General features: G+C 40.4%; 16 protein-coding genes. 5 read left to right on the top strand and 11 right to left on the bottom strand.

Annotation, left to right across the window (positions count from 1 at the left end; genetic code table 11):
• The 8 genes from AC1DXF_RS17840 to glmS all read right to left on the bottom strand — a co-directional run bounded on the left by AC1DXF_RS17840 (window position 1) and on the right by glmS (window position 11,019).
• Window positions 1-858: a glycosyltransferase gene (locus tag AC1DXF_RS17840; protein WP_477450080.1), complete on the bottom strand. Its 858-nt coding sequence runs from the start codon at window positions 856-858 to the stop codon at window positions 1-3.
• On the bottom strand, window positions 855-2,024 hold the full coding sequence (locus tag AC1DXF_RS17835) for a DegT/DnrJ/EryC1/StrS family aminotransferase (RefSeq protein ID WP_477450079.1): 1,170 nt from the start codon (window positions 2,022-2,024) through the stop codon (window positions 855-857). Before AC1DXF_RS17835 ends, AC1DXF_RS17840 begins: the two co-directional genes overlap by 4 nt.
• Window positions 2,021-3,460: a lipopolysaccharide biosynthesis protein gene (locus AC1DXF_RS17830; protein WP_477450078.1), complete on the bottom strand. Its 1,440-nt coding sequence runs from the start codon at window positions 3,458-3,460 to the stop codon at window positions 2,021-2,023. Before AC1DXF_RS17830 ends, AC1DXF_RS17835 begins: the two co-directional genes overlap by 4 nt.
• 10 nt (window positions 3,461-3,470) lie before the next feature.
• On the bottom strand, window positions 3,471-4,769 hold the full coding sequence (locus tag AC1DXF_RS17825; RefSeq protein WP_477450077.1) for a nucleotide sugar dehydrogenase: 1,299 nt from the start codon (window positions 4,767-4,769) through the stop codon (window positions 3,471-3,473).
• Window positions 4,759-5,322, bottom strand: a complete 564-nt coding sequence (locus AC1DXF_RS17820; RefSeq protein ID WP_477450076.1) for a UpxY family transcription antiterminator — start codon at window positions 5,320-5,322, stop codon at window positions 4,759-4,761. Before AC1DXF_RS17820 ends, AC1DXF_RS17825 begins: the two co-directional genes overlap by 11 nt.
• A 275-nt stretch (window positions 5,323-5,597) precedes the next feature.
• Entirely contained in the window at window positions 5,598-7,847 is a 2,250-nt protein-coding gene (locus AC1DXF_RS17815; protein ID WP_477450075.1) for a GumC family protein, read from the bottom strand.
• A gap of 98 nt (window positions 7,848-7,945) precedes the next feature.
• Complete coding sequence (locus AC1DXF_RS17810) at window positions 7,946-8,704, bottom strand: polysaccharide biosynthesis/export family protein (protein ID WP_477450074.1); 759 nt, start codon at window positions 8,702-8,704, stop codon at window positions 7,946-7,948.
• Window positions 8,705-9,180: 476 nt separating this feature from the next.
• Window positions 9,181-11,019 (bottom strand): glutamine--fructose-6-phosphate transaminase (isomerizing), encoded by a 1,839-nt coding sequence (gene glmS / locus AC1DXF_RS17805; protein WP_477450073.1) that lies wholly within the window; start codon window positions 11,017-11,019, stop codon window positions 9,181-9,183.
• A 605-nt stretch (window positions 11,020-11,624) separates the two neighbouring features.
• Here glmS and AC1DXF_RS17800 point away from each other — a divergent pair.
• The 3 genes from AC1DXF_RS17800 (at window position 11,625) to AC1DXF_RS17790 (ending at window position 14,631) form a co-directional block, all read left to right on the top strand.
• A complete protein-coding gene (locus tag AC1DXF_RS17800) occupies window positions 11,625-12,482 on the top strand; it encodes a glycosyltransferase family 2 protein (protein ID WP_477450072.1) in 858 nt (285 codons plus the stop codon).
• Between the two features lie 251 nt (window positions 12,483-12,733).
• Entirely contained in the window at window positions 12,734-13,807 is a 1,074-nt protein-coding gene (locus AC1DXF_RS17795; RefSeq protein ID WP_477450071.1) for a GNAT family N-acetyltransferase, read from the top strand.
• Between the two features lie 20 nt (window positions 13,808-13,827).
• Window positions 13,828-14,631, top strand: coding sequence for a phytanoyl-CoA dioxygenase family protein (locus AC1DXF_RS17790; protein ID WP_477450070.1), 804 nt, complete (start codon window positions 13,828-13,830; stop codon window positions 14,629-14,631).
• 225 nt (window positions 14,632-14,856) lie between these two features.
• Here AC1DXF_RS17790 and AC1DXF_RS17785 read toward each other — a convergent pair whose 3' ends face one another.
• A complete protein-coding gene (locus tag AC1DXF_RS17785) occupies window positions 14,857-15,714 on the bottom strand; it encodes a universal stress protein (RefSeq protein WP_477450069.1) in 858 nt (285 codons plus the stop codon).
• Window positions 15,715-15,764: 50 nt separating this feature from the next.
• Between AC1DXF_RS17785 and AC1DXF_RS17780 the strand changes: the two genes are divergently transcribed.
• Both AC1DXF_RS17780 and AC1DXF_RS17775 read left to right on the top strand, forming a co-directional pair.
• Window positions 15,765-16,328, top strand: coding sequence for a DUF2231 domain-containing protein (locus AC1DXF_RS17780; RefSeq protein WP_477450068.1), 564 nt, complete (start codon window positions 15,765-15,767; stop codon window positions 16,326-16,328).
• Window positions 16,329-16,469: 141 nt separating this feature from the next.
• Window positions 16,470-17,540, top strand: a complete 1,071-nt coding sequence (locus AC1DXF_RS17775; protein WP_477450067.1) for an AI-2E family transporter — start codon at window positions 16,470-16,472, stop codon at window positions 17,538-17,540.
• Here the strand turns inward: AC1DXF_RS17775 and AC1DXF_RS17770 are convergent.
• Window positions 17,537-20,233, bottom strand: coding sequence for a cation-translocating P-type ATPase (locus AC1DXF_RS17770; protein ID WP_477450066.1), 2,697 nt, complete (start codon window positions 20,231-20,233; stop codon window positions 17,537-17,539). The genes AC1DXF_RS17775 and AC1DXF_RS17770 overlap by 4 nt on opposite strands.
• 64 nt (window positions 20,234-20,297) lie before the next feature.
• A complete protein-coding gene (locus tag AC1DXF_RS17765; RefSeq protein WP_477450065.1) occupies window positions 20,298-21,140 on the bottom strand; it encodes a universal stress protein in 843 nt (280 codons plus the stop codon).
• Window positions 21,141-21,162 lie beyond the last annotated feature (22 nt).

Genomic DNA, 21,162 nt, shown 5'->3' with positions numbered 1-21,162 from the left:
TTAAAGCAGATATTTAACAGTGTTGTATGCCTTTCTTATTTGCAGGTTATTCAGTTCGAAAACCAGATACCTTTTAATATACAAACTAAGTAGTTTTCTTCTCAGCAACGTTGGATAAGAAAAGTTCCTGATAATCAAATTAAAATCGCTGATCATCCTTTTCATTCTTGTATTGGCGTTTATCATACTCCATATACCGCCCTCGTGATTACGGTAACAACTCATTATTTCGGGCATAACATATACTTTTTGGCCCGTATGAAATGTGGCGTAAAGTTTAAATATCTTGTCTCCGGCATAGCAATTAAAAAATAACTTACTTAAAAACAAACTATGGACTATTGGCAGATTACGGTAAAGTACCGTTGCTGTTTTTGTTTCCTCTTGTTTGCCGGCAAGCAAATCATAATAACTATGTGTTAGTGGAATTGGTTTAGGGTGTGCATATATTGTTTTGTTATCGGCAGTTATAACGCGGGTATAGTGACAACACATAATATAGCCAGGATTAGATTTTAAAAAATCTGCCTGCTTTTGCAACTTATAATTGTCTGTCCAATAGTCGTCGCCCTCGCAAAGGGCTATATATGTTCCTTTACACGCCTCAACACACCTGATAAAATTACGATGAATACCTATGTTTTCAGGAGATGTAAGCACTTTGATCTTGCCTGGGTATTTTGCCGAAAACTGATTGATAATAGGAAGCGTATCATCCGTAGAACAATCGTCGCCAATAATTATTTCAAAACTGAAATTTGTTTGCTGCATCAAAAAACTATCGATAGCCTGCGCAATGAATTTTTCATGATTATAGGTGATACAGCAAATACTAACCACAATTTCGGCTCCATTCATATTTTGCCGTTTTTTACGCTTAACTCCCACTCAATTTTATCTGCTACCAGCTTACCAAAACGACTGGGTCTCGGCTGACTTCCTTCCGTAAAATTTTGGGTTCTAAGCAACAAACGGCATATCAGGTCAAGATCCGACAAAGTTAAGGTATGATATAGCGGCAGACACAAAATGCGGGAGGCGACACTATCGCAAACCGGCATTTTCATACCGTTTACATATGGTAAGGTTGATAAAGACGGAAAAAAATACCTGCGGCTGTATATTTGTGCCAATTCAAGCTTAGCTTTACTCTCCAGCATCAATTCCTCTGAACTAAACAAAACCGGGAAATATGCATAATTATAATCGTCGGCATTTTCAATTTTTTGAAATTGTACGTCCAGGTTAGTTAATCGTAACATATATTGTTCGGTCAGGTACCTCCTCTTCTTCAATATCTCATCAGCATAACGTAAATTACAAAGGCCCATGGCCGCATGAAATTCGCAGTTTTTTGCATTGATACCCTGTTCTGAAAAACAATCAACTCCAGAAAAGCCAAAGTTGCGCATCAACGCCAGTTTTCTCAAAATTTCCGGATCCTGGGTAAATACCGCGCCTCCTTCTATAGTATGAAATAATTTTGTTGAATGAAAGCTAGTTGTACTGATATCACCATATTCAAATACAGACCGGTTTTTATAAATGGCCCCGAAACAATGTGCTGCATCATAAATAACTTTTAAATGATGCTTATCGGCAATTTCCTGTATGGCTGTAATATCACAAGGGTTACCAAAAACATGTGTGGCCAATATGGCAGATGTTTTTGAGGTAATAGCGGCTTCAATTTTAGCCGGATCAATATTATAGGTTTCGGGATCAATATCAACAAAAACAGGGGTACATTCCTGCCAAACAATTGCACTTGTTGTTGCCACAAAGGAAAATGGTGTTGTAATAATCTCGCCTTTTAATGACAATGCCTTAATTGCAAGTTGTAATGCAATTGTACCGTTTGTAACATATAACAGATGATTGACGCCCAGGTATTCCTTCAACTTCAGTTCAAGCGTATTTACCAAAGGGCCATTGTTTGTGAGCCACTGGCGTTCCCAAATACTTTTCACATAATCACAGAATTCGGTTTCTGTTGGCAGAAATGGTTTGGTTACAGGTATCATTTTTTAAGAATTAATTGGTTAAAATCTTTAATCGCCGAAAGTTTCACTAATAAGCCTGCACCAAAATAAACTCCAAAATAAATTATGAAAACAATGCCAATTTGCATAGCTGCAGGAGTATAAAGGGAGGTTAACAGCATATCGAGGAAATAACATGTAACCCCCAACGTACCTGCTATCACCAGGATTGGAAGAATATCCTCAATTTGTTCCATTATTGGGTAGGCTATTAACCTGCCGCTATAAACTGAATTTATGTAATAAGCAATGAGGTTAAAAAATAACTGGAAGTACAATAACCCGTATATTCCAAAGGGAATGAAAAGTAATATTCCGGCAACACTTAATATTTTCTTAATTACCTCCAATTTAAAAAACAGGGCGCTTTTACCCAGCACTTTTAAAATATTCAGGTTGTATACATGAAGCGGGTACATAATACCACAAAGGCATAATATCTTAAAAAAAGGTACCGCAGGCAGCCACTTATCTGTTAGTAAAATATGAAAAAGTGGCCTGGCAATTAAACTCAGGAATATTAAGGCCGGTGCGTTCCAAAACACTACCTGTTGCATTAACTTTTTATAAACCTCTTTTAATCGTGCCGGATCATGTGCTATTTGTGCAAACATTGGGTAAGCAACCTTATTAACCGCAGTTGAAATATTACTTATGGGTAGTTGGCTAATGGTATCTGCACGCCAGTAAAAACCAAGCAGGCTTGCAGAAAAGTATTTACCAATTATTATTAAGTAAAGGTTTTGATAAACGGTATCGAGCAAACCAGATAAAGTCATTTTATAACCAAAAGAGAAATGTTTTTTAAAACACGCTTTATCGAACAGCAAAGCCGGCCTCCATGGCGAATAGATCCAATGCAGTGCAGTTGACAGGAAAGATGTACATAGCCCCATCCAAACCAGGCTCCACACCCCGTAACCTAACCTTGCCAGAAGGATACCCAAAAGCCCCCCTCCAATGGCCGCCGGAATTTGAATATTTGTTTGCAGTTTAAACTTCATATCTTTCACCAGTAACGTACTTTGAACACCAAAAAAAGCGTTGATAATTAAAATAACTCCGTAAACACGTATGATGGCAGTTAAAAGCGGCTGCTGATAAAAATCGGCAATGAAAGGGGCGGCAAAAAACAATACACCATATAAAAAGCAGCTGCCAACCAGGTTAAAGTAAAAAACTGTTGAAAAATCGCGCCCATCTGCATCGGGGGTGCGTATCAATGAAGCTGTTAAACCACTATCTAATAACGAATTGCCTATTGCAATAAAAATTGCCAACATGGCAATTAAGCCAAACTGAGCAGGATCAAGCATACGGGCCAGGAATAATGATATCAGGAACCCTACGATTTTTGAACTCACCTGCTGCCATAGGGACCATAGAATGCCCGAAATGGTTTTTTGTTTATAATTCATCTAAGTGATATTACAGGCGTGCGTTTACCAGGCCGTCGGGCAAAAAGGCTTTCAGGTCGTACAGCACGGTATGAGGTTTACAAAGGCTTCCTAAATTCAAGTCTTTAAATTGTTCATGGGCAACAGCAAGTAAAATCCCATCGTATTTCCTTTCTTTCGACTCACCGTTTTCACATATTATGCCGTAAATACGGTTTGCTTGTTCTGCGTTAGCCCAGGGATCATGAACATGCACTTTTATTTTATATTCTTCCAAACGTTTAATAATATCTATTACCCGGGTGTTTCTAACGTCAGGACAGTTTTCTTTAAAGGTAAAGCCGAGCACAAGCACTTCGGCATCTATCAGCGACGTTCCTTTGCGTGTTATCTGTTTTATAAACTGATCAGCAACATAGGCCCCCATTGAATCGTTTATGCGGCGTCCGGCCAAAATAATCTCCGGATGATAACCTGCTTCCTGGGCTTTTTGAGCAAGATAATACGGATCGACTCCGATACAATGGCCCCCAACCAAACCGGGTCTGAAATTTAAAAAATTCCATTTTGTGCCTGCTGCTTCCAATACCTTATTGGTATCAATCCCAAGTTTATTAAAAATCATGGCAAGCTCGTTTACAAAGGCTATGTTGATATCGCGTTGGGCATTTTCAATTACCTTTGCCGCCTCGGCCACTTTTATAGAATCGGCTTTGAATGTACCTGCCGTAATAACCGAATTGTAAAGTTTATCTACAATATCTGCAGTTTCGGCAGTTGAGCCCGAAGTGATCTTTCGAATATTCGCTACCGTGTGATCCTTATCTCCCGGATTAATCCGCTCCGGTGAGTAGCCGGCAAAAAAATCGATATTATAGCGTAATTTGGATACCTTTTCCAGTACGGGCATACATTCGTCTTCAGTAACGCCCGGATAAACTGTCGACTCGTAAATCACGATATCTCCTTTTTTAAGTACTTTCCCAATCAACATGCTTGCGTTTATTAAAGGGGTCAGATCAGGGCGATTATTCTTATCTACGGGTGTGGGCACCGTTACAATATACCTTGTACATGGTCTTAGTTTCTCGATATCGTCTGTAAAATATAAGCCGGTGGGTGTTGTGCATACCGGCGTTATCACCGCATTAAGTTGATCTTTGCTAATTTCTAAAGTATGATCGATACCGGCTTTCAGCTGATTAATCCTGTTTATGTTTATATCGAAACCAAATACTTTATATTTTTTTGCGAACTCAACTGCCAAAGGCAAGCCCACATACCCCAGGCCTATAATTCCAATTTTTGATTGGTACTTTTCAATTTTCATAATTTTGATTTGAGTTTTGTATAGTTAAATTTTGTACAGGAACGCGGGTTACCAGGGCGCAGTTAATACTGTCGAACACCATTAATACATGCTTACCTTTAACTTCAACCACTTTACCTGTTTGATTGGTAAGTACGCCGGCCCTTATTTTTACAATATCGCCTATCGCTATTCCTGCCAGGCTTACCATCTCTAAGTCTTTGTAGTGGTCGAGGTTGTACTTTATTTGGTCGATAATATGATCTTTTACTACTGCAGGCCTGCCCATAAAATACACATAGCCCATTACGCCTAAAACGTACAGTACTTTAGCCTGTTCAAAAAGGTCGACCCTTACAAAAACATATGAACTAAATAAAGGCAGGCTTACTTCTTTTTTCCTATCAGCCCATTGGTTAACAACTTCCCTGACCGGGCAATACGACTCGATGCCTTGCTGCTTTAGCAGTTTATCAACCTTTTTTTCCCACCGGGGCCTGGTATAAATTACAAGCCATTTTTTTTCGCGCAAATTTGATATCGACACTTTCGAGGTATTTAATGATGGTTGCATGATTGTGTTTATTTGTAACGAGCAATATTTGAGGGGTGGCTACGGCTTCGCCATCTCACTTACATGATGTGGCTTTTAATTTTTTGTAGTTAAGCGCGGGGCTTAAAGGAATCAATTTGACAGTGCAGATCTATTTAGCTTAAGCTTACCTGTGAAAAACACTGCAACAAGTTTGTTGGCAACCTCATATAGCTTCGCCAATCCACTTACAGGTATATTTTTTAAATTATGTTATAGAAGTTATTAACTGACAAATATTTGATAAAGAATAATTACTATGCGCCATACGGAACATAACCATAGCCTCCATACGCGTAGGCATTACGATTTTGCTTTTTTGCATCGTTTAAAACAACCATAAGGTTTTTTAATTTCTCGTTATCATAAATATCTTTCAGTATATCCAATTGCTGGGCACTGGTATAATTATAACGCACCAGGTAAATACTTAAATCGGCAAAACTGGCCAGACTAAGGGCATCGGAAACTGTACCAACCGGTGATGTATCCACAACTATATAGTCAAATTGAGCTTTACACCAGTTAAACAACTGTTCAACCCGTTTATCCAATAACAGCTCTGATGGCCTCTCGGAAAGTGTACCACATCCCAAAACAAAAAGGTTCTCGGATTCGCCAACAGGCTGAATGTATTCATACAAAGAATCTATTTCGCCTTCTATATAATCGGTGATGCCCTTTGTCTGCGTCAGATTTAAACTTTTCAGGAGGTCGGGTTTACGTAAATCAAATTCTATGATAAGTACACGTTTACTTAACAAAGCGAGTGTAATTCCAAGATTTACACTAAAGAATGTTTTGCCTTCTCCTTTCATAGTAGACGTAACCAATATTGTTTTTTGCGGAAGGCCCTGATTTAAAATGCCTATATTACTGCGGATGTACCTAAATAATTCAGAAATGACTGTGGTGCTCCCCTTTCGTACAGCAATTGCCCCTTCCAGCCCGTTGTTATGGCTTAATTCGCCAAGTAGCCTGACTCCAGGTATATTTAACAGATTGGCAGAACTTGTAACCTTTACATTAAGTTTTTGCTTTAAAAAAATTGAAAAACCAGGAATTAATAAGCCAAAGATTCCACCAATTAAATAAGTTAATTGGTGCTTCGGAAATTCAGGAACAGGACCGTATGCCGGTCTGTCGACAATTTGCGATGACGGAATAGTTGCCGAAAGAGACAAAGCCGTTTCCTCGCGTTTTTGCAATAAATATTGATATAAGTTTGTTTTCACCCCTTGCTCGCGACTGCGCTGCAACAGCCCTCTTTCAACGGCAGGTACCAACCGTATCCGTGAGTCGTACTGTGCTGAGTTTTGTTTAAGAAGATTATGCCCTATCATAAACCCCTTTTTAATATTTGTTAAATTCTCTTTTATGTTTGCACGCAAACTTGCTATCTGGCGGCTCAAATCTTCAATTAGCGGATTGCTTAAGTTTGCGCTGTTTAACATCCTGTTTCTTTCCAATTGAAGGTCGTTGAATCTGCTTACAAGCGAATTCAAAACCGGATCTTTCAATCCCATAGCACTGGGAACGGCATTGAATTGATTACCCGATTGGTTTAGGTAAAATTCTATCGATTTTACAATGCCAAGTTGAACATTTGATTCTTCAAGTAATTGATTGTACTCTGCCGACTTTACAAGATTAACCTGGCTGCCTGCATTTATTTCGGCCGCCCCGCTTTGTTGTTTATATGTTTCTATGTCTTTTTCGGCAGATGACAGATCATCTTCCATTGTCCTGAGCCTTTTATCGATAAATAAAATGGTGTTAAGCGCTGTTATATTTTTTTTCTTGACAGTTTCATCGTTATACGTATTAATAATATTGTTAAGGATTGCTACACCACGCTCAGGCACAGCATCATTAATGCTCAACAGAATGGTATTAGATTCTTTAATCACCGGATTTATCTGTAGTAACCCGGCACTATATAAAGCGGCCAGATTTTTTAAATTATTAAACCTGATGGTAACCGGTTTATCTGTAGCAGTTAATTCAGCTCCTTTATCAACCTTGAATGTATAATCTTTATGATTCACAACTTGTCCGTAGCGATATAGCCAACTCACCTTCTCTTCGGTTAATAAAAACTTATCCCGTGAATAATTTTGAATGTGAAGCTTTTTAAGATAAGCCTTGCTACCCAATTTAATAGCTGTTAAAATAAATGGGCGATCGTCGCCATAATACTCTCTTGTTTTAAAGATATCTTCATCAAAATAAGAAACTTCAAGGTTCAGGCGTTCAAGCACACTATAAATCAAATCTTTTGAGCGTAAAACTTCTATTTCATTATCCACTGTTTTTGCTTCCTGAAACATATTCAAATCACTAAACGCTGTTGCCTTTAGTATACCATCCCCCTTTTTATCATCGGGAATAAGTAACGTACTTGTTATCTTATACCGGGGCGTAACACAATTAAGATACGCCCAGGCAACCAGCAGGCAAACAAACAAACCTGCCAGAAAAGCGTACCAATTTTTTAAGTATGGCATTGCTTTAAGCTTAAAGTCACTTCCTGGCAAAGATTGTTTTGATTTAGCGTTAACGTCCATGTTGGCTTTCTTTAACATTATGAAAAAGGGGGTATCAGTTATCTTTTTAAAAGTACGGCTGCTAACACCGCTATAGCAGATATAGAAGCAATTACCAGGGGCATCATGCGTGTATTTTGACTATACTCCACCGCTTTTGACCGGTCGGGCTCTATATAAACTATATCGTTTTGTTTCAGGGTGAAATAAGGTGACTTCATCGACTCAAGCTTATTCAGGTTCAACCTTGTCATGGTCTTATTCCCGTCTTCATTCCTGATGATCAAAACATTTTCGCGCCTTCCATAAACAGTCATGTCGCCGGCAAGGCCCAGTGCTTCAAGTACGTTTACCTGTTCATCGTTTATAATAAAGGTTGCCGGTTTATTAACCTCTCCTATAACTGTAATTTTGAAATTACTCAATCTTAAGTCTACAACCGGCGATTTTACATGCTTTATTAGCTGCGATGCGATTGCTGTTTGGGCATCTTCAACGCTCAGCCCTTCAATTTTAATCTCACCGATCAAGGGCAGTTGAATATTGCCATTTTTATCAACCTTATAACCTTCGGAACCTGGCCTGGGGTTTGTTCCCATATTTTTATTACCATAGAACAGGTTATTCGATTCGGGGCTTAAACTGTTGACCGTAACATTTACCACATCGCCTCTTTTAATTAACACTTGTTGATCTTGTGATTTGTTTACTGTTGCGGTCTCGGCCATATTGCTAAAGTAAACCAGGTCGCGGCGGGCTGCACAGCCAGATAACATCATCAATGACGCAATACAACCGACTATCATTATTTTTATCATCTTTTAGTTTATCAAAAGGCTTATGATTTGTTCCTGTTTGATAAACTAAAATTACCCGATTGAGGTTCAACAACATAGCGTTTTTAATGATTGAAAATAAATTGTAAACCTGGCCGGTTTAGTTTACAAAACATGTAAAACAACAGTCGTGGTCATGTGCAGGCCGTGTAAAACCGTTGTAAAAAATTATCATTTTTGAACTATTTATTACCGCTGCAGTATATAGTTTCAGATGCATACCGCTGCTGATTTTATAATAATTCGGCGTTTTTTTACCAGTTTGTTAAATAACCGATCACAAAAAACGCTGCTGTTATCAAATTTGCGTTTTAAGGCACATAAAGAGTAGTTGTTCGCAGTAACAGTATCACATAAAAAAAGCAGGCTTACACCTGCTATGTTTATCTTAGTATATATTGGGGATGTGAACCTACGCTATCGTCTTAAAATAGCATTGATATCAGCTCATCATAATCTTACTCAACCGTAACTGATTTGGCAAGATTGCGTGGCTGGTCAACATTACAGCCCCTGAGTACAGCGGTGTGGTATGCCAGCAATTGTAGCGGTACAGTTGCCAGTAATGGCAAAAATGCTTCATCTGAGGGGGGTATCTCTATACAATAATCTGCCATGTTTTTCACCGTCACATCTCCCTGGGTAACAATAGCAATTACAATCCCTTTTCGGGCCTTGACCTCCTGTATATTACTTATAACCTTGTCATATGACGAGTTTTGGGTAGCAATGAATACAACGGGCATGGCTTCGTCAATCAAAGCTATGGGACCATGCTTCATTTCTGCCGCCGGGTATCCTTCGGCATGGATATAGGAGATCTCCTTGAGCTTTAATGCTCCCTCCAGCGCCACCGGGAAGCCGCTGCCACGACCAAGGAACAAGCAATTGGAGGCGTCCTTAATTTTCAACGCAATATTTTTAATTAAATCATTATCCTGAAGAAGCGTTTGAATTTTGTCGGGAATTGTTTCAAGTTCAGATAACAAATAAATAAGTTTCGACGAAGAAATAGTGCCTTTTTGTTGAGCTATATACAAAGCTAATAGTGTAAGTACCGTAACCTGCGCTGTGAAAGCTTTTGTTGATGCCACCCCAATTTCGGGGCCGGCGTGGGTGTAAACCCCGGCGTGGGTAATTCTGGGTATCGAAGCGCCAACAACATTGCATATCCCTAAAATTGTTGCACCTTTCTCTCTGGCAATTTCTATTGCTGCCATGGTATCCGCGGTTTCACCGGATTGAGAGATTGCCAATACAATATCCCTTTCACTTATTATCGGGTTGCGGTATCTAAATTCCGAAGCATATTCTACTTCAACAGAAACCCGCCCATATTCTTCTATCAGGTACTCCCCTGCCAAACCTGCGTGCCAGGAAGTACCGCAGGCAACAATAATTATGCGATCAATATTTTTGAGCTTTTCGGCATATTCTTTTACGCCACCCAACTCAACTCTTCCAATTTTCGGAAATATGCGGCCCCGCATACAATCTGTCACAGAGCGTGGCTGCTCAAATATTTCCTTTAACATAAAATGTTCAAAACCTCCTTTTTCAAGCGACTCCAGTTTCATTTCAAGTTCTTGTATCAATGGGGTTTGGACAACATTATCAAGTTGCTTAACCAATAGCTCGTCACGCTTTATAAGGGCTATCTCATTATCTTTTAAATAGATAACGTTTTTTGTATATGCAATAATCGGCGTTGCATCCGAAGCGATAAAATATTCGCCTTTGCCAACCCCAATAACCAGCGGGCTGCCTTTTCGGGCTGCAACCAATTGTCCGGGATTTTCCCGGTCTAAAATCACAATAGCGTACGCACCAATTACTGTATTCAAAGCTAAACGGACGGCCTCCATCAAATCGGTTTGTTCAATATTTTGAATTTCTTCAATCAGGTGAATTAGTACCTCTGTATCTGTTTCACTTTTAAAACAATGGCCCCGGTTAACCAGTTCTGCTTTCAGCGTGGCATAATTTTCAATGATACCATTATGAATGATGTGTAACCGGTTATCATTTGACGTATGCGGATGAGAGTTAACATCAGATGGTGCGCCATGGGTTGCCCAGCGGGTGTGGCCAATAGCAACGTGTCCGCTTTTGTCCTCTGCTTCAGTAAAGGCCTCAAGAGACGACACCTTACCAATTTTTTTATAAATACTAAAACCTACCTCGTTTATAATGGCAATACCGGTACTATCATACCCACGATACTCCAATCTTTTAAGGCCATTTATTACAATTGGCCAGGCATCACGAAAGCCTATATAAGCTACTATTCCACACATAATTTTGAGTTTTATTTTATACCTTTTAAGTAATTATTTGCAAACTCAAATTTATTTAATTGTATAACAGCATATTACAAAACAAAAGAATTGAACGCCAATTGTAAATTATCTGAAAAATTACACAGAAGATGTAAAATACTTTATCCTTCAATTTACATTTTCGGCGCTTTTGTTATCAAATAAAAATCTCCGCAATTTTTTGGATCAACAAATACCCGGCACAAAGGCCGATTGATGAAGTTATAAGCTACATTAACTATATAAGCTTTAATAAGGTGTCAGCTTTCACACAAATGGTAAAATAAATTTTACCATTTGTGTGAAAGCATTAGCTATTCTTTACAATTTATTTTCAAATAAATACGCAGATAAATAATTGAATATCTATTGAATACATTTGACAAATCAAAGCCCAAATGAGCGCGTGTTTTGTTTTTCAGATGCAAAAAACTATTGCAATAACCACACATTGCTTAGCGCTTAATCTGGTTTATTTATCATAACTGGCTCATGTAACCGGTATTGCGAATGCTGTGGCAAACATTAATTGTTGGCAAGCTGCCAAATATAAAAGAACCTTAATCCGATTAATAAAATACAACATGATTAAAGATAATTTCATGGTAAGTGTCGCCTGTACAACTTACAATCAGGACAAATTTATTACACAAACAATTGAAAGCTTTTTAATGCAGCAAACAAACTTTCCGTTTGAAATTGTAGTCGGCGACGATTGCTCTACAGATGAGACTTCGGCCATATTACAATCATTCAAAGAAAAATACCCCGGCAAAATAAAAATAATTTCAGCGATTAAAAATGTAGGGGCTCATCAAAACATGATCGATACGCTGAATGCCTGTACCGGAAAGTATATTGCCCTTTGTGATGGCGATGACTACTGGACCAACCCACTGAAACTACAGAAACAAGTGGATTTTTTAGAGCAGAACCCCGAATACATCATTTGCTGCCATTATACGCGCGTAATTGATACCGATGGGAATACTTTATACGTAGCCCCAAAGCCTGTACCGCTAATACACACCTATCATGATTTACTCACGGGCAAGCAAGTTGAAACAAAAACGGCAACTGTGGTGTACCGTAACATCAACAAAATTAACCAGCTGTTTAATCAACCCTGGTATTTTAGCTGCTTTGCAGCCGACAAATTTTTTAAGATATTTTCAACATCAGTTACCGGCGGTAAAATATATGTAATGCCCGAGGTTATGAGTTGCTACCGTAATCACGTTGGTGGCATTTGGAGCATGATTAAAACAGAAAAAAGGATGGAAATGGTAATAAGTGACTTTAACCTTATTATTAAACATTTTAGCTATAATGGCATCCAACGGGCAAAGCTGTTGTTGTTATATATTAACAGATATCTGTTATTTGAGTTGAAAAGACATAGGTTCCAAAAAATATACAATACAGTAAAATTCCTGATTTAACTACAACGCGATAAACATTGGTATTTACCAATGTTATCTATCTGTTAGCCGTACAATCCCAATTTCCCAAAAAGGGCCTAACTACAATTGCACTTGTTTAGGTTTTATTGTGTATCCTATCGTCGCTGCCGCGGCAGTTAATTTAACAATTTCCAATCACACCTGTTTTTTGGCTTAAGTACCGGCGAGGTGCAAAAGCTTTTTATTGAAAACTGATATTTCAATCAAACCTTTTTTAATTACAATTATTTATGGCTTACAAACAATTTACCATCCGGGATAAAGATGGCTGGGATGCCTACATTAATCGCACATATGCTCATGACATTTTTCATAGCTGGTACTATCATTCCTTAAACAAAGAAGGAGAACAACTTCTTTTTGTTTATGAACAGGAACATCTTTTTATTGCTCTGCCGGTAATAAAAAGGAAAATAGAAAATTCAGCTTTTTATGATATGACTTCTGTTTATGGCTATGGCGGGCCCGTGTCAAATATCGACTTACGCACCGTGCCTGCAGACATAATAGCTGCTTTCAGGCAAGCTTTTACCAAGTTCATGAAAGATGAAAATGCAATCTGCATATTCGCCCGCCTTCACCCCTTCCTGAATCAGGATCACATACTCGAAAGCATTGGCGGCTTAAAAAGCAACGGCACAACGTTGTATATAGACTTATCGATATCCATCGAGGATCAAAGGAGTAAATACGAGAAAAGGCTTTGCCGGCAAATCAGGAAAATGCGCGAAAAGGGCTATATAATAAAAGACAATAACAGCCCCGACGATATGAAATGTTTCATAGATATGTATTACAAAAACATGGATCGGGTAAATGCGGCTCCAAATTATTATTTCGATGAAAGCTATTTTTCCAACATTATTAATATGGAGGGTTATGAAAATAAGCTTATCCTGATATACAATGGCACAGAACTCATTTGCGGTGCGGTTTTGCTGCTTTCAGAAAGCATCATCAGAAATCATCTCTCGGCCAGTTCGCCCGATTATTTAAAAGAATCGCCAAGTAAATTACTTACCGACGAAATAAGTATTATAGGACGAAGGCTTGGTAAAAAAATCTTTCACCTGGGTGGCGGGGTAGGCGGAAAACAAGACTCGCTTTTTGAATTCAAAAGGTATTTTTCGGATTTACAAATAACCGACCGGATTTGGTGCTACGTTAATGACCATGATGCTTATAACAATCTTGTGGCAAGTTTGTCCCGGGTCGATTCTCAGGCGGGCTATTTTCCATTATATAGGCGGCCGGCCCCTAAAGCCGAAGCAACCACCTCAATTATCGACGCAACTAATGTTTAATCCTTTATAAATAAAATATTATGAAAAATAAGTTTAATTATTCCGAAGCTAACCTGGAAACTTTTGATAAGATTATGGCCGATTTCGGTTGGATTGTTTACGAAGATGCGTTAGATATAAATTTTGTTGATGAGATTGCGAATTCGTTAGCCAAGGCTTATGATGAGCGAAGAAAAATCCAGGTTAAAAATGGTATTGCCGCAGCCATGAACGGTACATTACATCACCTGGTTGAAAAAGATGCCTTCGCCCTAAAGTTTCTTGATCGAAAATATTGCGACAGCCAAATAAGACATTTTTTGGACGGCAATTACATAATTAATTCACTCGGTGCAGTAATTAACTTAAAAGGCGACAATCCCTATGTTCAAAACATCCATCGGGATATCCGGAGTTATACCGGCGAGTTCAAAATAATGATTCAAATGATGGTTATCCTGGACGACTTTACCCTCGAAAACGGCGCAACTCACTTTCTTTCAGGTTCACATCACTTTAGCGAAAAGCCCGAAGCCGATTTTTTTTACCAAAACTCCGATCGCGCGGTGGTAAAAAAAGGAAGTATTGTTTTATTTGATTCCAACCTGTGGCATGCAAGCGGAAAAAACAATACAGATGGACAAAGGCGAACGCTCACCATGGCTTTTACCCGTCCATTTTTTAAACAGCAATTGGATTACCCCCGTGCATTAGGTTACAAGTTTGGTGAAACATTAAACGAGGGTTTAAGGCAGATTTTGGGTTATAACGCACGAACCCCAGAAAACCTGGACGAATATTATCAGCCTGTAGAAAAAAGAATGTATCAACCGGGCCAGGGTTAACCGATTAAATGCTGTATACAACTATCCCCCTGCTGACCAGAGATTGACCAAAATCAGACCATACGACTGGCAAACTGAACTTTCATTCGTCGCGATGAAAACATGCTTATCATCGGCAGTACCGGAATTGGTAAAGAATATGTTCATTACTTCTAACTTATCTGTTGCTAAATGGCGCGAAGAGATTGAGTCTTTTTTTGATCGATGAATAGTTTGCCGGCTTGATCAGGTCATTCCGGAGGGGATTACCATTAAAGGTATACGCTGTTTTTCCAATGCGTGCGCTGTCGTTGAGTTGTAGAAAAGCCCGGAAAAAAAACAATCCTGGTGATGGACCAGCGCCAGCATAGCTGAACCATTATCTTTACACAACCTTGTTAATCGTTTGGCAACATCCTTTCCCCTGATCTCAAGATACGTTATATTATCTCGTTTGATAGCGTCAATATGATTAAGGGTCGCATTCTCTTTTGCAGGATTATCGCTTTTTTCCAGGAGTGAAACATGAACAATCTCCAGTTGAAAGTTTAATCGTTTACCTAAGTCAGTCAAAAAGTTGATGGCGTTAATATCCGTTAATTCAAAAGCGACGGCCAGGGTTACTTTTTTCAGTTCGGTCATTTCCGCTTTCGGCGGGATGATCAAAACCGGGCAGGATGCATGATCGATCACATCCATCGTGTCGCTGCCGAAGAGCAAATGGTCCGCAGCACTGTCTGTACTGCCACCAATCACTACGAGACCAACGTTGTTTTCCTGAATAATAGCCTCGGTATTTTTACCCAATGACCCTTCCCCGCATTGGTAATCGGTTTTAGGTTTAAATCCGTATTTGGGTATATCCGCTATGATACGCTTCAGTTGAATAGCCAATTGACTGAGTTGCGCGGCGCTTTCATCCTTGCGGAAAACTAACTCTTGCAGCACCCAGGGGCCGCCGGCATAGGTTGGTAGAATCGGCCGGTCATAATAACTATTGTAAAGCAAAATATCTGCATTTAGGTTTATGGCAATTTTAATGGCCGTTTTTGCGGCGTGGTTCGCATTTTCCGAAAAGTCAGTAAGCATCAGGATCGTTTTCATGTCCGGTTCTTTTAAGATCATAAAAATGGTTGTATATCCGCAAAACGGAAATGATAAAGATCACTAATACATTTGATGACAGTTACTTAAATCGTACGATTAGATGGCTATTTTCGATTAAAAAAGTTATGAACCAAACGCATATCCACCTGCTGATCACCCACCTGCCGATCATCGGCACCGCATTGGGTGCATTTGTTTTGATCCATGGGATATGGAGAAAAAGCAATTCTACTTTAATTGCTGCTTACAATATTTTGATCATCTCGGCCATAGGGGCCGGTATAGCATACGCAACCGGAGAAGGTGCCGAAGAAGCAGTTGAACATTTACAGGGCATATCAAAAAACGTCATTGAAGAACATGAAGAGTCGGCCCTGATATCTTTGATCGGATTAATTGTTATAGGCGTAATCTCTTTGGTCGGGCTTTTTGTAACAATAAAAGGCTCTTCCCTGATCAGGCCGGTTGCGTTAATGGCGTTGACGGTAGCTTTAGCTGGCTTTGGGCTCGTTGCATGGACCGGATTTTTAGGGGGACAAATAAGGCATACCGAGATCGGAACTCATAGTGCATCGCCAGCGCAAGGGGGAAATAGAAAAGACAATGATTGATTATAAGCCAAGTGTTAACCATCCTCTACCTGAAAGGGCGCGCTCTTTTGGCTATTAACTCTGAATAGGAAATCAATATAAAAGGCCTATATTGGGTAATTAAAAACTGCCAATAGCAAGAAGTGTAAAAATTGTACGCCCATGGTAAAAGAAATGCCGGTGACCGTGAAACGAGCCATAGAGCTCATTGGTTTGTTTGTATTGGGAACGATCATAGTAGCCGCGAATACGATTATTATGCCTTTGTTAATGGCATTTTTTTTCAGCCTCATGCTTTTACCTGTATTTCGCCTTTTTAGAAAACTAAAAGTGCCCGAAGCCATTGCTGTTTTTCTGCCTATATTATTACTAACAATTGTTGTAGCGCTGATCATTTGGCTGTTCTCCAGCCAGGTGGGTGCGTTGTTGGATGATTTTCCGCAGATCCAACGCACCGTGGCCAAACACCTGGATAACCTGAGTATCTGGATTAGCCGATCATTTGGCTACTCCCCGGCAGAACAGGTGAAATTCATTAATGTACAGAGCAAAAAATTATTCAGCTCCCTGGGTGGTGTTTTGAGCGGCGCGGCGGGTTCTTTGTCGGGCATAGTCATCTTTATCGGCTTATTACCTATCTATATCTACCTGATCATCTTGTACCGGAACCTTTTTTTAAAGTTTCTGCTGATGTGGTTTAAAAAAGACGAGTACCAGAACGTGGAGGACGTTGTTCGGCAGACTGAGAAAATGGTTAAAAGCTACCTGGTAGGGCTGCTTATACAAATCACGTACATCATTATCCTTTTAGGTGGGGCATTGTGGCTTTTTKGTATCCAGAATGCGTTGCTGATCGGGATCATCTTTGCTTTTTTAAACCTGATCCCATACCTGGGTGCATTAATTGGTAATATTCTGGGCGTATTATTAACCCTGGCTTCATCCGAGAGTATTACTGATGTGTTGATTGTGTTGGGAGCCATTACGGCGGTACAATTCCTGGATAATAATATTTTGATGCCGCGTATTGTTGGTTCACAGGTCAAAATCAACCCGCTTGTTTCCATCGTCGGTATCATCATCGGCGGCGTCATGGCCGGTTTATCAGGCATGTTCCTGGCGATGCCCGTGCTGTCTATTTTAAAAATCGTATTCGACCGCACCGAAAATTATAAGCAATGGGGCGTACTGCTGGGCGATGAGCGGCCAGTAAAAGGCCAGCTGCGGCTTTAGTATCTTTGGTTATTATTTATTTTCCTGAGCCCTTTAAAAGCCTGGAAAACAACCAATGGCAGCAGGCTAATGGTCATGGCGGATACCCATAATTTAATGGAAAGTACCGATAGGCCTAAAACCAAACGTAGTGCGGGCACGGCAAAAACCATCACAACAAGGCTGCTGCAAATCAAAATGGCAATCCATATCCATTTGTTCCTGGTGATCTCATTATCCAAAAAGCCGGAACCATTTGACGACATATTAAACACATGGAATAACTGCGCAAAGGTGAGCGTGATAAAGGCGATATTATTACAGGTACGGTCATCGCTGTGGCGTGCTTCTTTGGCATAAACAACCGAAATGATGACCGCCGATGTAATAGCGGCGGAATATAGGGCCATACGTATCCAATCCTTTCGGGTGATCATTTCTTTTGAGGGATCTCTCGGCGGCCGCAGCATAACGGTCTGGTCGCCGGTACCTAAACCCAACGCCAGTGCCGGGAAGATATCCGTCACCATATTCAGGAAAAGGATCTGCAGCGGCAGTAAAGTCGCTGTGGGGGTAATCACACCTAAAATGGTCACAATGAATATCTCGCTCAGGTTACAGGACACCAGGTAAACCACAAACTTTTGAATGTTCCGAAAAATCTCCCGGCCATGTGCCACAGCCCCGGCAATAGAAGTGAAAGAATCATCCTTCAATATAATACTGGCCGTTTCTTTAGCTACCTGGGTTCCTCTGATGCCCATAGCAATACCGACATCGGCTTTTTTTAAAGCCGGGGCGTCGTTTACACCATCACCTGTCATGGCAACCACAAATCCGGCCTGTTGAAACACATCGGCAATTTCCAGTTTTTGCCGGGGCGAAGTTCTTGCAAAAACAGCGGTAGCCAAAATACGTTGCCGCCATTCTTTTGTTAACAGCCTGGCTTCTGACAGTTCCCTTCCCGTGATCACATCTTTGTTATTTTCATCAATCAAACCCACCTTCCGGGCAATGTTCAGCGCTGTCTGCGGATGGTCACCGGTAATCATCACCACCTTAATACCGGCCTGGCGGCAGTTAAATATAGCCCCTTTGATATCTATACGGGGCGGGTCAAGAAAACCAGCCATACCAACATAGGTCAGGTTATCTAAAACGTTTTTGGCATCAAGCGCTTTACCCGACCGGTAGGCAAAAGCCAGTACCCGCAACCCGCCCGCAGCCATTTTACCGGCCTTTATAAGTATAGCATTCCTGTATTCGGCATCCAAATTTTTAATTAGCTTACCCGATTGTATTTGGCTGCATTTTTCCAGCAATCTTTCAACCGAGCCTTTAGCCGCGGCAAAATATCCCGATGGTGTTTGGTGCAGGGTACCCATCATCATTAGCTCTGAACTAAATGGTATTTCCTCAATACGTACATACTCCGCTATCAGCGCACCCGTATCCAAGCCCGCCGCTATGGCTGTTTGAATCAACGCCACTTCAACCGGATCGCCGGAGGCTTTTTTTTGCCCGCCGCTTTTTTCTTCAGCCGCAATTATTGCATTATTGCATAAAATGCCGGTTAATAGTAACTTATCGAAGTTTTCGGCACTTACCCTGATCACGCCACCCGGAAATTTCAGGAGGTTATTTTCGATATGAACTTTTATACTTTCCTCCGGAAACGCAAGCGTGTCCACGTGGATCTTGTTTTCAGTTAAGGTGCCTGTCTTATCAGTCAGGATTACCCCGGTGCTGCCCAGCGTTTCTACTGAAGATAATTTCTTAACTATAGCATTACGCCTGGCCATCAGCAACATTCCGTAGGACAAGGCTACGGTAGCTACGATAGGCAAGCCCTCGGGTATAGCGGCCACGGCCAGCGCAATGGAGGTTTCTATGATGTTTAACAGTGCCTTCCCTTGTATAAATCCGGTTACAGCAAAAATAGCGGTCATGGCCAGTGTAATCCAGATAAGTTTCCGGCTTAGCCTGTTCAGTTTTTTATTCAGCGGGCTAATATTCTCCCCCGAGTTTTCGACCAAAGCTGTAATGGCGCCTAACTGTGTATTTGTCCCAATGCCTGTGATCACCATTTTCCCGTTCCCGTTAATTGCGGCAGTACCTTTGAAAACCATGTTATGCTGATCACCGGCAACGGTGTCTTCATTCAGGGCTTCGGTCGCCTTATCAGACGGGAGCGATTCACCGGTAAGCGAGGACTCATCGCATTGTAAGCTGTGAACGGCTACTAAACGGCCATCTGCCGGGACCATATCACCGGCCTCCAGTGGCACCAGGTCGCCTGGCACCAATTCTTCAGATGGTATCGATCTAACCTCGCCATCACGGATCACTTTAGCCAGTATCACATCCATTTTTTTCAGGGCATTCATGGAATTGCGAGCCTGCATTTCCATAAAAAAACCGATTAACGCATTGATAATAATAACCGCCAGGATGGCAATGGTTTCTAACCGGTCTTTAAAGTAAAGTGAAACCGCTGCGCCGAAAAACAAGAGATAAACAATCGGGCTATTGAATTGGGCAAGTAGTATCAGCCACAAACTTTTTTTCTTTTGCGTTTTGTAGGAATTGAGGCCATAGGCTTTACGGCGGCGCGCTGCCTCACGCTCAGAAATCCCCTTATTGCCGTCTGTTTGAGCCAGTCCGATCACCTCGTCTGCAGTTATTGAAAAAGGATGATCTATGGGATATTTCATTGCCGCAGGGATATGAGATGTGTTTACTCATTATCATTAAATGAAGAAAAGTATGGGGAAAGCCTTACTTTTCTTCATTTTTATTAAAGGTGAGTAATGGTATTTTACCATAAAAAGAATATTCCTCGGCGTTAGAAGGAAAGAATAACTTTTCAAACATTGGCCTTGACTGATGGGTAAATAAAACTAAAAGAGACGGCTTGCTGATCCTGATCGCATCATCTATATCTTCAAGCAAAGCATGGTTAATATCCCTTTCCGGAATTAGTATGCTCACTTTATAATCTGTTTTTTTCTGCAGTGTGGCTTCCACCAGTTCCTTATCAAATGCAAATTCATAGGGATAGGAAATATGCATCATCTCTACACTGGCATGAATAGGCCTCGCAAAATCAACGACCTTTTTAAGTTCATTTTCATAATCGGCCATGTCGGATGCGTAAAGGATATGTTTTAATTCTTTTAAATGGTAAGCGCTTGGTATGCACAAAACAGGTACAACGGATCTGCTGATCAATTTGGCGGTATGCGTGCCGAATATTTTTTTAAGGGCGCCTGCGCCGCGGGTGCTGATGCAGATATAAGAGCAACTGTGCTTATTTGCATATTCCATAATCCCGTCCACTACGTCGACATTGGATACTAACACTAACTGATAACGGATCTCATCCTCATGGATATCATGATAGATACCGGCAATAAATGCGGACATTTCTTCCGTCGTTTTCTTTCTAAAGCTATCAGTATACTCGGCGAAAGCATGGTCGCTCCATTTAAAAGGCTTTAGAAGATGATAGACGTGAAGGATGATCAATTCGGCTTTACGTTGTTTGGCAAGTTTAATGGCAAAACGGATGGCCGCTTTTGAATTGGCGGACTGGTCTGTGGTAACGAGTATCTTTTCCATGATTTATTGAACTTATAATTTC

The organism is Mucilaginibacter sp. P2_A5, assembly GCF_056404995.1.
The sequence above is the reverse complement of the archived record's forward strand: the minus strand, read 5'-3'. Positions and strand labels throughout refer to the sequence as shown.